We start from the raw sequence: 19,706 nt of genomic DNA on the forward strand, positions 1-19,706 counted from the left end.
GCCCCACGCGCCATGTCAGAATTTCACCGAGACGCCGGGCAGGTTCAGGGCCTTGATCATCTCGCGCAGTTCCTGCCGCGCGGCGACGTTCGAGATGTTCAGCTGCGTGACGCCGATATCCTTGAGATCCAGCAGCGTCAGGCCACGCGGGAACAGTTCGCGGAAGATCACCCGTTCGTTGAAGCCGGGCGCAACACGGAAGCCGATCCGCTTGGACAGCTTCTCGATCGCCTTTTCCATCTTGGCCTTGTTGACCATCTGCTGCGCGCCCATGCGGTTGCGCAGCACGATCCAGTCGATCGGCTTGAGCCCGGCCTGCGCCCGCAGCTGCCGCGCGTTCCAGACCATTTCCGAATAGACGGACGGGCCGAGGATGCGTTCGCCGTCGTTGTCGATATGCGCCAGAAGGTCGAAGTCGATGAAGCTGTCGTTGAGCGGGGTGATCAGCGTATCGGCCAGCGAATGCGCCACCTGCGAAAGGCGGGTGTGCGATCCGGGGCAGTCGATCAGGATGAAGTCGGCCTCGGCCTCAAGCTGCGACACGGCGGCAGAGAGGCGGTGGTCATAGGGGTTTTCGCCAGCCTGAAGCTGCGATTTGTCGATCTCGGGGAGGTCGATGTAATCGGGTGAAGGAAGCTCCACCCCCTCTTTGGCAAGGTAGCGGTGGCGGTTTTCGACATAGCGGCCCAGTGTCTTCTGGCGCAGGTCCAGGTCCAGCGTGGCGATCTTGTGACCCATCCGCGCCAGCGCCGTTGCGACGTGCATCGACACCGTGGATTTCCCCGCGCCGCCCTTTTCGTTTCCGACGACAATGATATGCGCCATGCCCGTATCCCCTTTGCCGGTTGTTGACCGGTCGATCGTTGCCGAAACTATATGTTGTGATGCCCCGCAAGGAAAGGGGGATGGCCGCTTTGACCCGCATTAGAGCCTGTATCGTTGCCGATCTGCGTCGCGTAGCCCCGTCGCCCATGGTCGAATCGCGGGGGGCATGCTAGGTCTGGGGCCATGATGCGCCCTGACCCCAATATAAGCGATACACGCCCCGTCATCCGCCAGCTGGATGAGGCCGCGATCAACCGGATTGCCGCCGGTGAGGTCGTGGAACGCCCGGCCTCGGCCGTGAAGGAACTGGTGGAAAACGCGCTGGACGCCGGCGCCATGCGGATCGAGATCACGATTGCCGAGGGCGGCAAGGGCCTGATCCGGGTCAAGGACGATGGCTGCGGGATCGACGAAGACGCCCTGCCGCTGGCCCTGTCGCGCCATGCGACATCGAAGATCGACGGCTCGGACCTGCTGAACATCCACACCTTCGGCTTCCGGGGTGAGGCGCTGCCGTCACTTGGCGCGGTCGGTCGTTTGCGCATCACCTCGCGCGTGGCAGGCGCGGCGGCGGCCGAAATCGCGGTCAGCGGCGGACGGATCGAACCGGTGCGCCCCGCCGCCCTCACGACCGGCACCGTGGTCGAACTGCGCGATCTGTTCTACGCCACGCCCGCGCGGCTGAAGTTCCTGCGCACCGACCGGGCCGAGGGGCAGGCGGTCACCGACATCGTCAAGCGACTGGCCATGGCCGAACCCTACGTTGGCTTCACCCTGCGCGATGCGACGGGCGGCGGCGAGGGGCGCGTGGTCTTCCGCGCCGACCCCGAATCCGGCGACATGTTCGATGCGCTGCACGGTCGGCTTGCGTCGATCCTGGGGCGCGAGTTCGCCGAGAATTCGCTGCGCATAGACGCCGAACGCGAGGGGCTGCACATGACCGGCTATGCCGCCCTGCCGACCTATTCGCGCGGCGCGGCGGTGGCGCAGTTCCTGTTCGTGAACGGCCGGCCGGTCCGTGACAAGCTGCTGACCGGGGCCTTGCGCGCGGCCTACATGGACGTGCTGAGCCGTGACCGTCACCCCGCCGCGGCGCTGTTCATCGACTGCGATCCGACGCTGGTCGACGTGAACGTGCATCCTGCGAAATCCGAAGTGCGGTTTCGCGATCCCGCCACCGCGCGCGGGCTGATCGTGTCGGGCCTGCGCCACGCGCTGGCCGAAGCGGGGCACCGCGCGTCCTCGACCGTGGCGGGGGCGACCCTTGGGGCGATGCGCGCTGAACCGATCGGTCCAGCAGCGACGGGTGCGCGGGTGTACCAGATGGACCGCCCCTCGGCGGTGGCGCGGGCCATGTCCTATCAGGGTCAGGCCCCGGCTAGTGATTGGACCGATCAGTCCAGCCCCGCGCCGCAGAGCACCCCGCAGACATTCGAAGGGTTTGCCGACCAACCTTCGGCCCGCTACGAGCCCGAGGTGGTCGAAGACCGCGCGCCCGAAGCCCCCCGGCTGGAAAGCTTTCCGCTTGGGGCCGCGCGGGCGCAGGTGCATGAAAACTACATCGTCGCGCAGACCGATCGCGGCATGGTGCTGGTCGACCAGCACGCGGCGCACGAACGGCTGGTCTACGAAAAGCTCAAGGCCCAGATGGCCGACCATGGGGTCGCCGCGCAGGCCCTGCTGATACCAGAGATCATCGAACTGTCGGCGGGCGACTGCGCCCGGCTTGAGGACTTCGCCGAAGACCTGCGCGCCCTTGGCCTGACCATCGAACCCTTTGGCGGATCGGCCGTGGCGGTGCGCGAAACTCCGGCGATCCTGGGGAAGGTCGACGCCAAGGCGCTGGTTCTCGACATCCTCGACGAACTGGCCGAAGCAGGCGACAGCGCAACGCTCAAGGCGCGGATCGACGCGATCCTCAGCCGGGTCGCCTGTCACGGGTCGATCCGGTCCGGTCGCCGCATGCGGGTCGAGGAAATGAACGCCCTGCTGCGCGAGATGGAGGCGACCCCGCTGTCGGGGCAGTGCAACCACGGGCGGCCCACCTATGTCGAATTGAAACTGACTGATATCGAACGGCTTTTCGGACGCACATGACGACGCTTGACCTCAATGACCCAATGACCCTGGCCCTTCTGGGTGGCCTGGCCCTTGGCCTGCTGATCGTCGTGCTGCTGATCGCCGCCCTGCGTGGTGTCGGTCAGGCCGCGCGCGCGACCGAGCCGCTGATCTACCAGATGGACCAGATGGGCCGCGCGGTCGAAGGGCTGGGGCGCGGGCAGGAACAGCTGACCGGGGGGCTGACCTCGGTCTCGAACGCGCAGGCGACGGCGCAGGCGCAGGTTCTGCAATCGATGGAGACGCGGCTGGCGGCGGTGCAGCAACAGATGACCGACCGGCTGCACGAGAACGCGATGAAGACCGCGCGGTCCCTGTCCGAGATGCAGGAGCGGATGAACGAACAGCTGCGCGGCGGGTCCGAGAAGACCACCAAGTCGCTGACCGAACTGCAGGCGCGGTTGGCCACCATCGACAAGGCGCAGGAAAACATCACCAAGCTGTCGGGCGACGTGCTGTCGCTGCAGGACATCCTGTCGAACAAGCAGACGCGCGGCGCCTTCGGGGAAATCCAGCTGAACGACATCGTGTCCAAGGCCCTGCCCAAGGACAGCTATTCGCTGCAGGCAACGCTGTCGAACGGGCGGCGCGCCGACTGCCTGATCCACCTGCCCAACCCGCCGGGGCCGATCGTCATCGACGCCAAGTTCCCGCTCGAGGCCTATGAGGCACTGCGCAACGCCGGGTCAGAGGCCGAGCTGAAGGCGGCGGCGCAGGCCTTCCGCACCTCGGTCCGTGCGCATATCAAGGCGATTTCCGAGAAGTACATCCTGGACGGAGAGACCGCCGACGGCGCGTTGATGTTCCTGCCCTCGGAAGCCGTCTATGCCGAGCTGCACGCGAATTTCGCCGACATCGTGCGCGAAGGGTTCAATGCCCGGGTCTGGATCGTGTCGCCCACGACCTGCATGGCCACGCTGAACACGATGCGGGCGATCCTCAAGGACGCGCGGATGCGCGAACAGGCGGGTGCGATCCGCAACATGCTGCGGCAGCTGCACCGGGACGTCGAAATCGTGGTCGAGCGGGTGCAGAAGCTGGACACGCATTTCGATCAGGCCCGACGGGATGTCGAAGGCATCGGCATCGCCGCCGAACGTGCGGGCAAGCGGGCGGCAAAGCTGGACAATTTCGATTTCGAGGAACTGGCGCCGGACGGGGAAGCGCCCTTGGCGCAGCTGACGCAGGGATCATGAGAAGCGGGGGGTGAGCTGGCGTGCGGCGGGGCCCCTCTCCCTGGCCCTCTCTCCCGAGGGGAGAGGGGACGGTTGCGCCGCCTGTAGGGTGCGTGCTCGCACGCACCGCGCCCCGATCAGATCTTGAGGAACGGTTGCAGCAGCCGCGGGATCAGCGACCGGAAGCGCAGCGGCGCGTCGGTGGCGGCAAGGCAGATGCAGTCGGCGCCGATGTCGGCGACGGGGGTATGCTCAAGCTCCTCGTCGGCGATTTCCACGTCGCCGCGGCCGAAATGGTCGGTCTCGTCGGCGAAGGCACCTTGCAGGACCATCGTCAGCTCCATCCCGCGATGGCCGTGGTCGGGCACGGCGGCACCGGCGGGGATGAACAGCAACCGGGCCGAGGCCGCGTCGGATGTCGGCAGGATCGCCTGTTTCACGCCGCCGCCCACGGGCCGCCAGCGGATCGCGTCGATGTCGCCGCCGATATAGTCGCGCAGGGGCGCGGGCAGGGCGCCCGGCACGGGCCGCACGGGCGCGGGGCGGTCGGCCACGGGCGCGTCGTCAAGGCGTGCAAGGCAGGCGGCCAGCCCGTCGTCGGCCAGGTCGACGCCCCGGCTTTCCAGAACGGCACCGCCAAGCGCCTCGTAGCTTTCCAGCGCGGCGCGGCAGGTGTCGCACATCGACACATGCGATGCGACCACGAGGTTGAAGGCCTCGGGCAGGGTGCCCGCCGCGTAGCCCATCAACAGATTTTCCGTCAGGTGATGCTTGATCGTCATTCCGTCACCCCATGGCATGGCGCAGCTTGTCCAGCGCCAGCCGTATCCTCGATTTGATCGTGCCGAGCGGAAGGCCCGTCACGTCAGCTATTTCCCTGTGGGAGAGGTCGCCGAAGTAGCACTTCTCGATCAGCTCCCGCTGGCGGTCGGGCAGCGAGGCCAGTGCCTCGGCCAGCTGCTCCGTCTCCTGTTGCAGCACGACAGTGTCGTCCTGCGCGGCCTCGGGCTCGGGTCCCCACCCAAGATCCTCCGGCTCGGGTCTTCGATCGCGCCGCGCCAGGTCGATCCGGCGGTTCCGCGCGATGGTGAAGACCCATGTCGCCACGCTGGCGCGTGACGGGTCGAACAGATGCGCCTTGTTCCAGACCGTCACCATGACGTCCTGCGCGCAATCCTCGGCCACCCCGGCCTCGGTTCCCGATTTCATCAGGAACCCCTTCACCCGTGGCGCGAAATGCGCGAACAGCCGGGCAAAGGCCTGCCGGTCGCGATGGTCCCGTATCAGGATCATGTCGGCCACGAAGGGGGCGGTGTCTGTCTGCGGTGCGGGTGCCAAGCGTGCGCTGTCCTTCCTCGGTCCTTCCTGCCTAACACGAGGCGGCGGACCGGACGAGGGGCTTTGCCGTGGCTGGGTCACCTGCTGCAACATGCCCTGTCTACGATGCTGGATCTGGGGTGGATCACCGGGATCGACACTTTTTTCCGGTTTCCGCAGATTTTTTCGCGCCCGCATGCATCCGATCGCCGTCGGCCCCCGTATCTGCCTATGACATCATGCAAAAGGCCCGTCCCATATGCCCTTCGAAGCCACCGACCTACCCCCCCGCCGCATTGCCGTCATCGGCGGGGGCATCTCAGGCCTTGGCGCCGCGCGACTCTTGTCCGAGGGCAACCACGTCACCCTGATCGAGGCCGCGCCGCGGCTGGGCGGTCATGCGCGCACCGTGGTGGCGGGGAAGCGGGGCGATCAGCCGGTCGACACCGGGTTCATCGTCTTCAACTATGCCAACTATCCGCTGCTGACCGACCTGTTCGACAAGCTCGACGTGCCGGTCACCAAGTCCGACATGAGCTTTGGCGCCTCGGTCCGGGGTGGCCGGATGGAGTACGGCTTGTCGAACCTGCGCGCCGTCTTTGCCCAGTTGCGCAACGCCGCGAACCCCCGGTTCATCGGGATGCTGCGCGACGTGATGAAGTTCAACGCCTCGGCGCTGGCGACCTCGAAGCAACCGGGGATGACCATCCGCGGCCTGCTGGATGCCCTTGGCACCGGGGTCTGGTTCCGCGATTACTATCTGCTGCCGCTGTCGGGCGCGATCTGGTCGACCCCCAAGGACCGCATCCTAGACTTCCCGGCCCATGCGATGATGCAGTTTTTCGAAAACCACGCGCTGCTGCACCACACCGGCCAGCACCAGTGGCACACCGTGCAGGGCGGGTCGGTGCAATACGTGCAACGGGTCGAGGCCGCGCTGCGCGCGTCGGGGGTCGAGATCCGGACCGGCTGCCCGGTGCAGGGTGTCCGCCGGACGCTGACCGGCCCAGAGGTCAAGACCGAGGGTCACGGCTGGGAAAGCTATGACGAGGTGGTGCTGGCCACGCATTCCGACGACAGCCTGGGCCTGCTGCTGGACCCGACGGTGGATGAACAGGCGGCCCTTGGCGCGATCCGCTATCAGCCCAATGACGTCGTGCTGCATAGCGACGACGCAGTCATGCCCCGCAGTCGTCACGCCTGGGCGTCCTGGAACTATCGCGAGGCCGAGGGCCGGGTGGGCGACAGCATCGACCTGACCTACTGGATGAACCGCCTGCAGCCGATCCCCAAGGACGACCCGATGTTCGTGACGCTGAACGCGACCCGTCGGATCGACCCGGCCAAGATCTATGACCAGGTCACCCTGCGCCATCCGGTCTATGATCTGGGTGCGCTGGCCGCCCAGTCGGACATGCGACGGCTGAACGGCGCGAACCACACCTGGTATTGCGGCGCCTGGATGAAGAACGGCTTCCACGAAGACGGGCTGGCCAGTGCCGTTGACGTGGTCGAGGCCCTGCGCCTGGCGCAGCGCGATCTGCCCGTGGCGGCCGAGTGATGGGGAACGCCCGTCCCCTTCTGATGTCCGGCCACAGCTGGCACGGCCGCAAGGGTGCGATCGAGAACGCCTTTCGCTACGGCGTGGATTACGTGCTGATCGATGCCGAAGGGGGCGCCAGGGGGCCCGCCCTGTTCACCCGCAACCGGCGCGGCTTTGCCGTGGTGCGCGATACCGATCATGGCGGGATGCCGGGGCAGGGGCGCGGGGCCGCCTGGGTGCGCGACGTGATGCGCGGCCATGCCCTGCCTGCCCCCGCCCGCATCCGTCTGCTGACCCAGCCGCGTCTGCTGGGCTTCGATTTCAACCCGGTGTCCTTCTGGCTGTGCGAAGACCGCGCGGGCGCGCTTTATTGCGTCATCGCCGAGGTCACCAACACCTTTGGTGACCGGCATTCCTACCTCTGCCACCGCGATGACCTGGCGCCGATCACCCGCGACGACGAACTGACGGCCGGCAAGCTGATGCATGTCTCTCCGTTCCAGCCGCAGGAGGGCGGGTATCGGTTCCGCTTCAACATCACCGACGATCGGGTGGGCATCCGCATCGACTATGACCGCAACGGCGGCGGCGTGATCGCCACCCTGACCGGGCATCTGGCGCCGATGACCAACCGCGCCCTGCTGCGTGCCTTTGTCCGCCGCCCCTTCGGGCCGCTGCGGGTGCTGGCGCTGATCCACTGGCAGGCGCTGAAACTGTGGTGGAAGGGCGCGCGCTATCGCACCCGCCCCGCCGCGCCCCGGCACGAAGTGACGCGCTAGGCCGGAACCGCGCCACCGGCGGGCACGTTGGTCGGATGACCGGCAGACAGGAGAATTTCATGACGGACTGGCAGGGCAAGACCTATTGGCTGATCGGGGCCAGCGACGGGCTGGGCGCGGCGCTTGCAAAACAGCTGAGCAAGGTCGGCGTCACCGTCATCCTGTCGGCCCGCAGCGAGGACAAGCTGGCCGAGGTCGCGCAGGATCTGCCGGGCGTGGCCCGCGTCCTGCCCGTCGATGTCACCGACGCCAAGGCCCTGCGCGCCGCCGCTGACGAGGTCGGAGAGATCGACGGCGTCATCTTTCTTGCCGGTGTCTATTGGCCGTTCGGGGCTGACGACTGGAATGCCGATCAGGCTGAAACCATGGCCGACGTGAACTTTGGCGGGGCCATGCGTACGATCGGGGCCGTTCTGCCCAAGTTCAAGGCGCAGGGCCATGGGCACATCATGCTGACCGGGTCGCTGACGGCCTATGGCGGCCTGCCCGGTGCCGCGCCCTATGTCGCGACCAAGGCGGGGATCATGGCGCTGGCGGAAAGCCTGCGCTGCGACCTGCAGGGGTCGGGCATCAAGGTGCAGCTGATCAACCCCGGCTACATCCGCACCCGGCTGACCGACAAGAACGACTTCCGCATGCCCGGCATCATGGAGCCGGAAGAGGCCGCGCGGATCACGTTCGAACACATGAATTCAGACAGCTTCGCCCGCGCCTTCCCGACGTGGTTCTCGCTGGTGTTCCGGGGCGCGCGGTTCCTGCCCGGGTGGCTCTATTTCCGCCTGTTCGGCTAGGGCGCTGCTGGCGGGCGGTTGACCTTCGGCGCGCGGTGGATAGCCTGCGGCCGAACCACCCCCGAAAGGACCGCCATGCTTCCCGTCAATCCCGACCGGTTTCTTGCCGACTTGCACCACCTGCGCAGCATCGGGGCCTCGGGCGTCGGCAAGGGCGTTGTGCGCCGGGCCTTCACCGACACCGACATCGCCGCGCGCCGCTGGCTGGCCGACCAGTTCACCGATGCGGGCCTGACCGCCCATGTCGATCCCGTGGGGTCGGTCTTCGGGCTGGCCGAGGGCACGTCGCTGCTGGTGGGGTCGCATTCCGACACCCAGCCCGAGGGCGGCTGGCTTGACGGCGCGCTTGGCGTCATCTGCGGGCTGGAGCTGGCCCGGGCCGGGGCCGAAGCCGGGGTGCCGATTTCCGCCGTGTCCTTCCAGGACGAAGAAGGGCGGTTCGGCGTCACCACCGGCAGCCGCGTCTGGGGCGGCTTCACCTCTCTGGACGACGCCGACCGCCTGACCGACACCACCGGCGTGACCTTCGCCGAGGCGCGGGCGCGCATGGCCGACATGGCGGGCAATTTCGTCGATCCCGCGCGGTTCAGCGGCTTCCTGGAATGCCACATCGAACAGGGTCCGTGGCTGGACAAGGCGGGCGAGGCGGCGGGGATCGTCACCTCGATCGTCGGCATCCGCGACATGCGCATCACCTTCAGCGGGGAACAGAACCACGCGGGCACCACGCCCATGCACCTGCGCCGCGATGCCTATCGCGGGATGCTGGCCTATCAGCAGAAGATCATGGACCGCTTCCGCAACGTGGTGACGCCGGAAACCGTCTGGACCACCGGACATGTCGACCTCCACCCCGGGTCGCATTCGATCGTGCCGGGGCGGTGCAGTTTTTCGATGCAGTGGCGCGACGGCGATGCCGACCGGCTGGCCCGGATGGAGGAGATCATCCGCGAAGCGGTGGCAGAAACGGCGGAAGAGCTGGGGCTGAGCGCCGCGACCTCGGACATGCTGGCGCTGGATCCGGTGCCGATGGACCCGGGCTTCCGCGCCGCATTGGAATCGGCAGCCGAGGAGATCGCGCCGGGCCGCTGGCGGCGGATGCCATCCGGCGCGCTGCACGACGCGACATCGGTGGCGGCGCACATGCCCGTGGCGATGCTGTTCGTGCCGTCGATCAACGGCATCAGCCATGCCTTCGAGGAAGACACGGCAGAAGAGGATCTGGTGACCGGGTTGCGCATCCTGGCCCAGGCGGCCGAGCATATGGGGCGGTGAGAGCCTGTCAGGACAGGTGATAGCGGCCGCCCATGGGGGTGGTCGGCCGCTGCCCGGCGTGCCGCAGGGCGCGAGACAGTGGCCGGAAGCGGCGCGGTCCTTAATCGAACGCCCCCGCCACGGCCATCAGCGCCCCGGCGGTTTCCGTGCCCAGCATTGCGGCCTGAAGCCGGGTGCCTTCGATCTCTTCGACCGGCCAGCCACGGGCCCGTGCTGCCGCCGCAGCCGCGTCGAACCCCGGTGACAGCTTGAGATACCCGGTCGGCATGTCGTCGCGCGGCGGCAGGTCCAGCTGATCGCCCTGCCAGTCGGCGGGGCCTTTGCCTTCGGGCCAGCCCGGCCCGGTGGTGCCGCTGTCCGGGGGCAGGTCGCAATCGGTCAGGATCAACCCCACGGCCCCGACCTGCGGCGCCAGCCAGGCCGCCAGCACCGCGCCTGCGCCGAAACCCACGACGATCGGGGCGGGGCTGCGCGGGATGGCGGGCAGCAGCGACAGCGCCCAGTCCTGCAGGCCGGGTGGCGCGGAGTCGGGCAGCGCATCGGCCATCGGCTGGGTCACCAGCGCGCCTGCATCCCGCAACGCCTGCGCGGTGTCCAGCACCGCCGCCGCGCCCGCCTGTGGCCCGGTGACCAGAACGAAATGCGTCAGCTCCATTTCACGTCCCCCAGAAAGATATAGCCCGCGCCGTAGATCGTCTTGATCAGGCGGGGGTTTTTCGGATCCTCGCGCAGCTTGGTCCGCAGCCGCGAAATCCGCACGTCCATCGCCCGGTCAAAGCTTTCGCCCGCCGCGCCGCCAAGCGCCTCTTGCATCACGGCCCGCGAAATCAGCCGCTTGGGCCGTTCGAGGAACAGGCGCAGCACCTCGCCCTCGGCATGGGAAAACGGCACCTCGACCCCCGCGCTGTCTTCCAGCACGAAGCGGTCGAAATGCGCTGTCCAGCCGTTGAACCGTGCTTCCTGCGTCGCGGCCGCCGATGGCTTGTCGCGTCGCAGCCGGGCCCGTACCCGCGCCACGACCTCGGCCGGATCGAAGGGCTTGATGATGTAGTCGTCCGCCCCCAGCTCAAGCCCCGTCACCCGGTCCTGCACCTGCGCCCGACCCGAGATGATGACGACCGTCGCGCCCTTTTCCAGCGCCAGCCGGTGGATCAGCGTCAGCCCGTCGCGGTCGGGCAGCGACAGGTCCAGCAGGCAGAGGTCCGGCGTCACCGATTGCAGCGCGGCTTCGAATTCGGTGGCGCGCGAAAACCCCATGGTGCGATAGCCCGCGTCTTCCAGCGCCGCGCTCAGCATCGTCCGGATTTCGGGTTCGTCATCAAGGATGGTGACCAGGGGGGCGTCGGTCATGTCGGCAGGGCTCCGGTCTGCAGAAGGTGGGTCAGCGTGGCCGCCGCAAAGGGTTTGCGCAGGACCGGCGTGCGCTGCGCGGCAGCGACGTGCAGCGTGTGATCGGCCCTGAGCGAGGTCATCAGGTAGCACGGTGGCGCCTCGGGCGGGAGGCTGTCGAAAAGGTCGATGCCGGTCAGCGTGCCTTCTAGGCTGATATCGCTGAGGATCAGCGTCAGCCCGGGCACCTCGCGCACCAGGTCGCGCGCCTCTTCGACGCTGGCGGCCTCGATCACGGCATAGCCCGCGTCGCGCAGCATCCCGCGCACGGTCTGGCGCAGGTCGGGACTGTCTTCGACCACCAGCGCAAGGCCCGGGGTGGCCGCCATCTGCGCCGGACGCCAGGGTTGCAGCAACGTGACCTCTCCGCCGCCGCCAGGCGCGTTGCCGACCTTCATCCGCCCGCCAAGCGTCTGGATGATGTCATAGACGGTGGACAGGCCCAGCCCGGTGCCGGCGTCGCCCTTGGTGGTGAAGAACGGATCCAGCGCATGGGTCAACGCGGCCTCGGAGAACCCGGGGCCATCGTCGCGCACGGTGATCTCAAGCCAGGTGTCCTGCAGGTTGCGCACGCTGATGGTGATCCGGCCCCGGTCGCCGACGGCGTCGCGGGCGTTCAGGATCAGGTTCAGCAGGCTGTCCTGCAGCATCGCCACGTCCAGCATGATCCGCGCGCCATCGGTCTGATCCGCGATCTCGAGCGTGACCTCGCCCAGGGTCGGGCGGGCCAGAGTGGCCAGATCCGACAGGAAAGCCGACAGATCCACCACGACCGGCGAAGGCTGCCGGTCGGCGGTCATGTTGGCCAGCCCGTTCAGCAGCTCTCCGCCGCGTCGGGCGGCGGTGACGGTGGCGCGGATCAGGGCGCGGGCGTCATCGCCCATGTCCATGCGCTCAAGCTGCGACTGGGTGCCGAGGATGATGGTCAGCAGGTTGGAAAAGTCATGCGCCATGCCGCTGGTGACCTGCGCGGCCAGTTGGCGACGGCGCGATTGCGCCAGGGCCGAGCGGGTCTGCGTTTCCTCGGTCACGTCCATCGACATGATATAGCACCCGCCCTCGCCATCCGGCGTCAGCGCGGTGCGGATCCGGCGCGAGGACAGTTCATCGGTGAACTCGAACGTGGCATTGCGCCCGGCATAGGCCCCCTGCACATAGGGTTTCACCGCCGAATAGGCCTGCGCCCCCAGCACGTCGGCCATGTGCATGCCAAGGATGTTCGTCGCCCGCCCCGGCATGATCGAGGCCAGCCGCCGGTTCGAATAGGTATAGACCCCGGCGGGCGAGATATGGGCGATATGCGCCGGCATCATCTCGGTCGTCAGGCGGATGCGGGCCTCCATCTGCGTCAGCTCTCCGCGCGCCTCTTCCAGCGCGGCATTGGTCGCCTGCAGCTTGCGGTTGGCGGCGGCCAGGTCTTCGGCATGGGCCAGCAGCTGGCCCGACAGTTCCGCGGATCGTGACCGCAGCAGTTCCTCTTGCCGCTTGATGTCGGTGATGTCGGTATAGACCGTCACCCAGCCCCCCTGCGGCAGCGGCGCCCCTTCGACGGAAATCACCCGGCCGTTGGCGCGGGGCCGTTCGAAGTAATGCGGCTGGAAGGTGCGGGCCTGTTCGACCCGTTCGGCGGTGGCGGTGTCGATGTCATCCACCGGCCCGTATTCGCCCGAGGTCACGAGATGGCGGATGGTTTCCTCGAACGAGGCGCCGGTGCGGGTCAGCGTGGTGGGCAGCGAAAACATTTCGCGGAACTGGCGGTTGCACAGCACCAGCCGCAGGTCGTCGTCATAGATCGACAGGGCCTGCTGGATCAGGTTCAGGCCCGCCCGCGTCAGCGCGTCCCGTGCGTTGAAATCCATCGGCCCCCTCCGGTCGGTCTGCCCGCAGGTCTAGCACCCGGATGCGGCACGGAAAAGCGGCGGACTGGACAGGGCGGGGCACCCGCGCCCAATCCAGCCGGCCTGCTGGTCCCGATGATGTGACCGCCAATCGGCGCGCGCAGATGAACTGTTACAATTCGTTACATTTCGGAAATGATGCCGAAAAGGTTCGGCGTGAACCCTTGGGTAACGCCCTGAATGGGGGGATTCGCGCGACAGGCGCGGACCGGTGTGAGGAGACGCCGGAAATGGGGAGGAACATCTATGGCATCTGCGTCCCGGGACGCGGGTAAGTTCGTGTCGCTGCCAGCCCTGCTGGACCGCAACGCCGAGACCTACGGCACGAAACCCGCCTATCGCGAAAAGCAATTCGGCATCTGGCAGACCACCAGCTGGTCGCAGACCCGCACCGAAATCCGCAACCTTGCGCGCGGCCTGATCAACCTGGGCGTCAACAAGGGCGATTTCGTCGCCATCATCGGCACCAACCGTCCGCAGCTGTATTGGTCGATGGTCGCCGCCCAGATGGTCGGCGCCGTGCCCGTGCCGCTGTATCAGGACAGCGCCGCTGAAGAGATGGCCTATGTGCTCGATCACTGCGGCGCGCGCTTCATCATCGTCGAGGATCAGGAACAGGTCGACAAGGTGATCGAGGTTCAGGACCGGCTGAGCCAGTTCGAACACATGATCTACCTCGATCCCCGGGGCCTGCGGAAATACGACCACAGCCAGTTGCATGACTATGCCCACGTGCAGGAAACCGGCCACGGGTTGCGCGACGAGCTGAACCCCGAGCTTGACCGCCGCCAGTCCGCGATCACCTACGACGACATCTGCGTGATGCTCTATACCTCGGGCACGACCGGCAAGCCCAAGGGCGTCGTGCTGTCGAACCGCAACATCATCGAAACCTCGATCGCCTCGTCGAAGTTCGACAACCTGACCCAGAAAGAGGAAATCCTGTCCTACCTGCCGATGGCCTGGGTGGGCGATTTCATCTTCTCGATCGGGCAGGCCTACTGGTGCGGCTTCTGCGTGAACTGCCCCGAAGGCGAGGCCACGCTGCTGACCGACCTGCGCGAGATCGGGCCGACCTATTATTTCGCCCCGCCCCGCGTGTTCGAAACCCAGCTGACCACCGTGATGATCCGGATGGAGGACAGCACCCGCTTCAAGAAGTGGCTGTTCGACCGCTACATGGCCCACGCCCGCAAGGTCGGCGGCGATATCCTGGACGGCAAACCGGTCAGCCTGGGTGACCGCATCAAGTACTGGCTGGGCGACAAGTTCGTCTACGGTCCGCTGAAGAACACGCTCGGCCTCAGCCGGGTGCGGCTGGGTTACACCGCGGGCGAAGCGATCGGGCCCGAGATCTTCAGCTTCTACCGCTCGCTCGGCATCAATCTGAAACAGCTGTACGGCCAGACCGAGGCCGGCGTGTTCATCACCCAGCAGCCCGATGGAGAGGTCCGCGCGGATACCGTCGGCGTGCCGTCCCCGGGGGTCGAGGTGAAGATCGGGGAAACCGGAGAGGTCTTCTACCGTTCGCCCGGCGTCTTCGTGGAATACTACAAGAACCCGGAAAGCACGGCCTCGACCAAGGACGCCGAAGGCTGGGTCGCGACCGGCGACGCGGGTTTCTTTGAACCCGACACCGGGCACCTGCGGATCATCGACCGCGCCAAGGACGTGGGCAAGATGGCCGATGGTGCGATGTTTGCGCCCAAGTACGTGGAAAACAAGCTGAAGTTCTACCCGAACATCCTTGAAGCCGTGGTTTTTGGGGCCGGGCGCGACCGCTGCGTGGCCTTCATCAACATCGACCTCTCGGCCGTGGGCAACTGGGCCGAACGCAACAACATCGCCTATTCCTCGTACCAGGAACTGGCGGGCCATCCGCAGGTGATGGAAACGATCCAGCACCACGTGGAGGAGGTCAACGCCAGCGTCGCCGAGGACGAGATGCTGTCGGGCTGCCAGATCCACCGCTTCCTGATCCTGCACAAGGAACTGGACGCGGACGATGGCGAGTTGACCCGCACCCGCAAGGTCCGCCGCCGCATCATCGAAGAGAAATTCCACGACCTGGTCACCGCGCTTTACGACGGATCCGAGGAAATCGCGACCCGGACCGAGGTGACCTACGAGGACGGCCGCAAGGGCTATATCGCCGCGACGCTGAAGATCCGCGACGCCAAGGTCGTGCCGGTGACGACGCAGAAGGTGGCAGCGGAATGATCCGGTCCCACGCGGCATACACACGAAAAACCCGCGCGCCACGGGACGCGGCGCACGGGCGTTTCGGTGATCGTGATGTCTTACTTCTTGCGGCGTGCAACGGCGGCGACGCCACCGAGGCCGGCCAGAAGCAGCGGCAGCGATGCCGGCAGCGGAACGGCGGGGGTGTCGCCCGCGGTGCGGAAGTTGTCGATCGACAGATCGCTCGCCTGCGTACCCGCGAAGGACAGCTGCAGCGCGCCGACGTTGCTGAAGTCGATGCCGGTGAAGGACGAGAACGCGATCATTTCCGAACCGCCGAAAGTGCCGCCCGGGATCACGCCCATGTAGCTGTCGGACGAGTCCTCGTCCCACACGGTCAGCGTGTAATCGAACGGCAGGTCCGCCGCGATGATGTCGAAGGCGAAGACGTTGTCTACCATGCCATCGGTCAGGTCGAGCCCGCCCAGACCGTAGGCGTCGACGCCGGTCGCGTCATTGTCGTCCCCGTCATAGGTCAGGGTGCCGGTGCCGCTGGTCGTCGACGCGTTGGACACGCTGAAATAGCCGCTGTTGGCGTTGTCGACGGTGGACTGCGTGCCGCTCAGAACGTTGGCGCCGCCGTTCACGGATACAACGTCACGCGATCCGCCCAGTACGCTGATGCCGTCGAGTTCGCTGGCGCTCGTCGCGTCGTCGCCGGCGGTGTCCTCGGTGAACTGGTAGTCTTCAAAAGCGTCGATCACCAGCGCGCTGGCGGGGCCTGCAAGGCCGACCACGGATGCGGCGGCGGTGATGTAGAGAAATGTCTTGGACATAGTAATCCTCGTGTCTTGACCAGCGTCGCGACACCGGCCGGATTCCAGAAATCAAACCGAAATGGCTTGGGCTCTGTGAGGCCAACGGGCCGGGTCGGACATCGGGTCCATGCGAAATCGCAAGAACTTGAAGTGGTTTACCGAGAAAATTTGGAACTGCAGGGAGGGCGCCATGCTTGACGCGACCCAGGACGGCTACACCACCGCGGACGGCCGCAAGATCGGCGGCGTCGTGATGGAGATGAAGAACATCACCCTGCGCTTCGGTGGCGTGGTGGCGATCAAGGACATCAGCTTTGACATCCGCGAGGGCGAGATCCGCGCGATCATCGGGCCGAACGGGGCGGGCAAGTCCTCGATGCTGAACGTCATCTCGGGCTTCTACGTGCCGCAGGAAGGCGAGGTTCTGTACAAGGGCAAGCCGCGGCCGCAGATGAAACCCTACCAGGTGGCGCGGCAGGGCATTGCCCGCACGTTCCAGAACATCGCGCTGTTCGAAGGGATGACGGTGCTGGACAACGTGATGACCGGCCGTCTGAACAAGATGAAGACCAATATGTTCCAGCAGGGCCTGTGGAAGGGCGCGGCGGAACGGGAAGAGGTCGAGAACCGCGAGGTGGTCGAGAAGGTCATCGACTTCCTGGAAATCCAGAACATCCGCAAGACCCCCGTTGCCCGCCTGCCTTACGGGCTGAAGAAGCGGGTCGAACTGGCCCGCGCGCTGGCGGCGGAACCGTCGCTTCTGCTGCTCGACGAACCCATGGCCGGCATGAACGTCGAGGAGAAAGAGGACATGTCCCGCTTCATCCTCGATGTGAACGACGAATTCGGCACCACCATCGCGCTGATCGAACACGACATGGGCGTGGTGATGGATCTGAGCGACCGCGTGGTCGTCATGGACTACGGCAAGAAGATCGGGGACGGCACGCCGGACGAGGTGCGCAGCAACCAGGATGTCATCGACGCCTATCTCGGTGTCGCCCACGACTGACGGGCGCGCCGCACAGCATAAAGGCGCGCCAAAGCGCCGAGGGGAACCGGGAGAGGAGACCGGAACCCCGGGGATCAAAGGGAGGAGATAGAAGTGCCAGACCAGCTTCTATTCGGAATGGAAGTCTTTCTGAACGGCCTCATGGCCGGGGTGCTTTATGCCCTCGTCGCCCTGGGCTTCGTTCTGATCTACAAGGCCTCCGGCATCTTCAACTACGCGCAGGGCGTCATGGCGCTGTTCGCCGCGCTGACGCTGGTGGGGATCATGGAAGGGCAGGTGCCCTTCGCGCATCTGATCAACGCCGTCTTCGGGACCGAGGTGCATCACTTTGGCTGGCACCTGCCTGCCCTCGTCGGCATCATCCTGACGGTGGGGGTCATGGTCGTGCTGGCCTGGCTGGTGAACACGCTGATCATGAAGCACCTGGTCAACCAGGAGCCGATCATCCTGTTCATGGCGACCATCGGGCTGGCCTACTTCATGGAAGGCCTGGGCGACCTGATGTGGGGCGCCGACATCAAGAAGCTGGACGTGGGCCTGCCGCAGGGCATCAACGGGGTCATCGACACCGTCACCTATGACATCTTCGGCTATGGCTTCTTCATCGACAACCTCGACATCTGGGCGACGGTGATTGCCGCCATCCTCGTGATCGCGCTGATGATCTTTTCCCAGTACACCAAGCAGGGCCGCGCCCTGCGCGCTGTGGCGGATGACCACCAGGCGGCGCTGTCGGTCGGCATCTCGCTCAACTTCATCTGGGTGCTGGTCTGGTCGATCGCGGGCTTTGTCGCGCTGGTCGCGGGCATCATGTGGGGCGCCAAGTCGGGCGTGCAGTTCTCGCTGTCGCTGATCGCGCTCAAGGCGCTGCCGGTGCTGATGCTGGGCGGCTTCACCTCGATCCCCGGTGCCATCGTCGGCGGGCTGATCATCGGCGTGGGCGAGAAGCTGTTCGAATTCGCGATCGGCCCCATGGTGGGCGGTGCGACCGAAAACTGGTTCGCCTATGTCCTCGCGCTTCTCTTCCTCGTCTTCCGGCCGCAGGGCCTGTTCGGCGAGAAGATCATCGAGAGGGTCTGAACCATGATCTGGGCCTTTCCCGAAGCACATGCCATCGCCGTCGGTCTGTCAGGTGACGCCCGCGACCGCCAGGCACCCCCGGCGTCCACAAAGCCCGAGGGCACCGCGCAGGACACCCCGACCCCCGCGCGCGACGCCTTGCACCGGGCCCTGGCGGAGATGCGGTTTTGAAGACGCTTGCCACCACCAACGTCATTGCCTGGTCGGCCTTCTGGATCTTCGGCTTCCTCGCGCTCAGCGCCCCGGCCGAGAACGGACTGCAGATGTCGGCCTATGCCCTGATCGCCTTCGTGTCGCTTGCGACGGGGCTGTCCAGCTATCTGAAAATCTGCCGGATCGGGCACCTTCTGGTGTCGCGTCCGGCCCTGAGCCAAGAGGTCTGATCCATGTTCTACCGTGAAGCCGGCGACTTCAAGACAAGCTACGTCGACGACAACCAGACCTTCCCGATCAAGTTCGACCGCTGGCGCTACTATGCCGTGCTGTTCGTGGCCTTCTGCGTCGTGCCCTTCTTCATCAACGACTACTGGGCCAACGCGATCTTTCTGCCTTTCCTGATCTACGCCATCGCGGCGATCGGGCTGAACATCCTGGTGGGCTATTGCGGGCAGGTGTCGCTTGGCACCGGGGGCTTCATGGCCGTGGGGGCCTATGCCACCTACAAGCTGATGACGTCCTTCCCGGATGTGAACCTGTTCTTCCACATCATCATCGCGGGCGGCATCACTGCCATCGTGGGCGTGCTGTTCGGTCTGCCGTCGCTGCGGATCAAGGGGTTCTACCTGGCGGTGGCCACGCTGGCGGCACAGTTCTTCCTGGTCTGGCTCTTCAACCGGGTGCCGTGGTTCTACAACTATTCGGCCTCGGGCCAGATCAACGCGCCGGAACGCACGCTGTTCGGCCACGCGATCTCGGGCCCTGCGTCCGAACCCTGGGCCGTCTACCTGTTCTGCCTGGTCTTCACCGTCGGCTCGGCCATCCTGGCGCGCAACCTGACGCGCGGCACGCAGGGGCGCAAATGGATGGCGATCCGCGACATGGACATCGCGGCGGAAATCATCGGGGTGAACCCGCTGGTGTCCAAGCTGACCGCCTTTGCCGTGTCGTCCTTCTTTGTCGGCATCGCAGGTGCGCTGTTCTTCGCCGTCTACCTTGGCGCGGTCGAGGTGGGCGAGGTCTATGGCATCAACAAGTCGTTCCTCGTGCTCTTCATGATCATCATCGGCGGGCTCGGGTCGATCTTCGGCAGCTTTGCCGGGGCGGCCTTCCTGGTGCTGCTGCCGGTGCTGCTGAAGAACCTGCTGGTCGGCACGCTTGGCTGGCCCACGGACCTTGCCGCGCATCTTGAGCTGATGATCGTCGGCTTGCTCATCATCGTCTTCCTGATCGCCGAACCGCATGGGCTGGCACAGCTGTGGCGCGTGACGAAGGAAAAACTCAGGCTTTGGCCCTTCCCGCACTAAGGCGGGGCCCGGCCCACGAAGACCGGGGGAGAGGAGCCCCCG

The 19,706-nt window shown here is 66.2% G+C and carries 19 protein-coding genes; 12 read left to right on the forward strand and 7 right to left on the reverse strand.

Annotation, left to right across the window (positions count from 1 at the left end; all coding sequences use genetic code 11):
* Positions 1 to 15: 15 nt before the first annotated feature.
* The gene (locus E4S58_RS00305; protein ID WP_136634337.1) at positions 16 to 825 is read right to left on the reverse strand and encodes a division plane positioning ATPase MipZ; all 810 of its coding nucleotides are present in this window, start codon (positions 823 to 825) and stop codon (positions 16 to 18) included.
* Between the two features lie 183 nt (positions 826 to 1,008).
* Between E4S58_RS00305 and mutL the strand changes: the two genes are divergently transcribed.
* Together mutL and E4S58_RS00315 are read left to right on the forward strand one after the other, a co-directional pair.
* Complete coding sequence (gene mutL / locus E4S58_RS00310; protein WP_136634338.1) at positions 1,009 to 2,922, forward strand: DNA mismatch repair endonuclease MutL; 1,914 nt, start codon at positions 1,009 to 1,011, stop codon at positions 2,920 to 2,922.
* The gene (locus tag E4S58_RS00315) at positions 2,919 to 4,139 is read left to right on the forward strand and encodes a DNA recombination protein RmuC (protein WP_136634339.1); all 1,221 of its coding nucleotides are present in this window, start codon (positions 2,919 to 2,921) and stop codon (positions 4,137 to 4,139) included. Before mutL ends, E4S58_RS00315 begins: the two co-directional genes overlap by 4 nt.
* Positions 4,140 to 4,255: 116 nt before the next feature.
* On the opposite strand, the gene E4S58_RS00320 is transcribed toward E4S58_RS00315, so the two are convergent.
* Both E4S58_RS00320 and E4S58_RS00325 read right to left on the reverse strand, forming a co-directional pair.
* Positions 4,256 to 4,900, reverse strand: coding sequence for a ChrR family anti-sigma-E factor (locus E4S58_RS00320; protein WP_136634340.1), 645 nt, complete (start codon positions 4,898 to 4,900; stop codon positions 4,256 to 4,258).
* Positions 4,901 to 4,904: 4 nt separating this feature from the next.
* Positions 4,905 to 5,411: a sigma-70 family RNA polymerase sigma factor gene (locus E4S58_RS00325; RefSeq protein WP_240789490.1), complete on the reverse strand. Its 507-nt coding sequence runs from the start codon at positions 5,409 to 5,411 to the stop codon at positions 4,905 to 4,907.
* A gap of 283 nt (positions 5,412 to 5,694) precedes the next feature.
* Here E4S58_RS00325 and E4S58_RS00330 point away from each other — a divergent pair, with 283 nt between their 5' ends.
* The 4 genes from E4S58_RS00330 (at position 5,695) to E4S58_RS00345 (ending at position 9,823) form a co-directional block, all read left to right on the forward strand.
* Entirely contained in the window at positions 5,695 to 6,996 is a 1,302-nt protein-coding gene (locus E4S58_RS00330; RefSeq protein WP_136634342.1) for an NAD(P)/FAD-dependent oxidoreductase, read from the forward strand.
* Positions 6,996 to 7,757, forward strand: coding sequence for a DUF1365 domain-containing protein (locus E4S58_RS00335; RefSeq protein ID WP_240789418.1), 762 nt, complete (start codon positions 6,996 to 6,998; stop codon positions 7,755 to 7,757). Before E4S58_RS00330 ends, E4S58_RS00335 begins: the two co-directional genes overlap by 1 nt.
* 59 nt (positions 7,758 to 7,816) lie before the next feature.
* Complete coding sequence (locus E4S58_RS00340) at positions 7,817 to 8,548, forward strand: SDR family NAD(P)-dependent oxidoreductase (RefSeq protein WP_136634343.1); 732 nt, start codon at positions 7,817 to 7,819, stop codon at positions 8,546 to 8,548.
* Positions 8,549 to 8,623: 75 nt separating this feature from the next.
* Entirely contained in the window at positions 8,624 to 9,823 is a 1,200-nt protein-coding gene (locus tag E4S58_RS00345; protein ID WP_136634344.1) for a hydantoinase/carbamoylase family amidase, read from the forward strand.
* Positions 9,824 to 9,923: 100 nt separating this feature from the next.
* Here the strand turns inward: E4S58_RS00345 and E4S58_RS00350 are convergent, their stop codons facing one another.
* The 3 genes from E4S58_RS00350 to E4S58_RS00360 are packed head-to-tail and all read right to left on the reverse strand — an operon-like array spanning position 9,924 to position 13,071.
* Positions 9,924 to 10,478, reverse strand: a complete 555-nt coding sequence (locus tag E4S58_RS00350; protein ID WP_136634345.1) for a hypothetical protein — start codon at positions 10,476 to 10,478, stop codon at positions 9,924 to 9,926.
* Positions 10,469 to 11,173, reverse strand: coding sequence for a response regulator transcription factor (locus E4S58_RS00355; protein WP_136634346.1), 705 nt, complete (start codon positions 11,171 to 11,173; stop codon positions 10,469 to 10,471). Before E4S58_RS00355 ends, E4S58_RS00350 begins: the two co-directional genes overlap by 10 nt.
* Complete coding sequence (locus E4S58_RS00360) at positions 11,170 to 13,071, reverse strand: PAS-domain containing protein (protein WP_136634347.1); 1,902 nt, start codon at positions 13,069 to 13,071, stop codon at positions 11,170 to 11,172. The genes E4S58_RS00355 and E4S58_RS00360 overlap by 4 nt, the downstream gene beginning before the upstream one ends.
* 285 nt (positions 13,072 to 13,356) lie before the next feature.
* On the opposite strand from E4S58_RS00360, the gene E4S58_RS00365 reads away from it, so the two are divergent.
* Positions 13,357 to 15,330: an AMP-binding protein gene (locus E4S58_RS00365; protein ID WP_136634348.1), complete on the forward strand. Its 1,974-nt coding sequence runs from the start codon at positions 13,357 to 13,359 to the stop codon at positions 15,328 to 15,330.
* An 80-nt stretch (positions 15,331 to 15,410) separates the two neighbouring features.
* Here E4S58_RS00365 and E4S58_RS00370 read toward each other — a convergent pair whose 3' ends face one another.
* Positions 15,411 to 16,127, reverse strand: coding sequence for a VPLPA-CTERM sorting domain-containing protein (locus tag E4S58_RS00370; protein WP_136634349.1), 717 nt, complete (start codon positions 16,125 to 16,127; stop codon positions 15,411 to 15,413).
* Between the two features lie 172 nt (positions 16,128 to 16,299).
* Between E4S58_RS00370 and E4S58_RS00375 the strand changes: the two genes are divergently transcribed.
* The 5 genes from E4S58_RS00375 to E4S58_RS00390 all read left to right on the forward strand — a co-directional run bounded on the left by E4S58_RS00375 (position 16,300) and on the right by E4S58_RS00390 (position 19,664).
* Entirely contained in the window at positions 16,300 to 17,121 is an 822-nt protein-coding gene (locus tag E4S58_RS00375; RefSeq protein WP_136634350.1) for an ABC transporter ATP-binding protein, read from the forward strand.
* Between the two features lie 93 nt (positions 17,122 to 17,214).
* On the forward strand, positions 17,215 to 18,201 hold the full coding sequence (locus E4S58_RS00380; RefSeq protein WP_136634351.1) for a branched-chain amino acid ABC transporter permease: 987 nt from the start codon (positions 17,215 to 17,217) through the stop codon (positions 18,199 to 18,201).
* A gap of 3 nt (positions 18,202 to 18,204) precedes the next feature.
* Positions 18,205 to 18,372, forward strand: a complete 168-nt coding sequence (locus E4S58_RS17805) for a hypothetical protein (protein ID WP_169052564.1) — start codon at positions 18,205 to 18,207, stop codon at positions 18,370 to 18,372.
* Entirely contained in the window at positions 18,369 to 18,584 is a 216-nt protein-coding gene (locus tag E4S58_RS00385; RefSeq protein ID WP_136634352.1) for a hypothetical protein, read from the forward strand. Before E4S58_RS17805 ends, E4S58_RS00385 begins: the two co-directional genes overlap by 4 nt.
* Positions 18,585 to 18,587: 3 nt before the next feature.
* Entirely contained in the window at positions 18,588 to 19,664 is a 1,077-nt protein-coding gene (locus E4S58_RS00390; RefSeq protein WP_136634353.1) for a branched-chain amino acid ABC transporter permease, read from the forward strand.
* Positions 19,665 to 19,706: the final 42 nt, after the last annotated feature.

This window comes from Pseudooceanicola onchidii (genome assembly GCF_004959925.1).
Lineage (GTDB): Bacteria > Pseudomonadota > Alphaproteobacteria > Rhodobacterales > Rhodobacteraceae > Pseudooceanicola > Pseudooceanicola onchidii.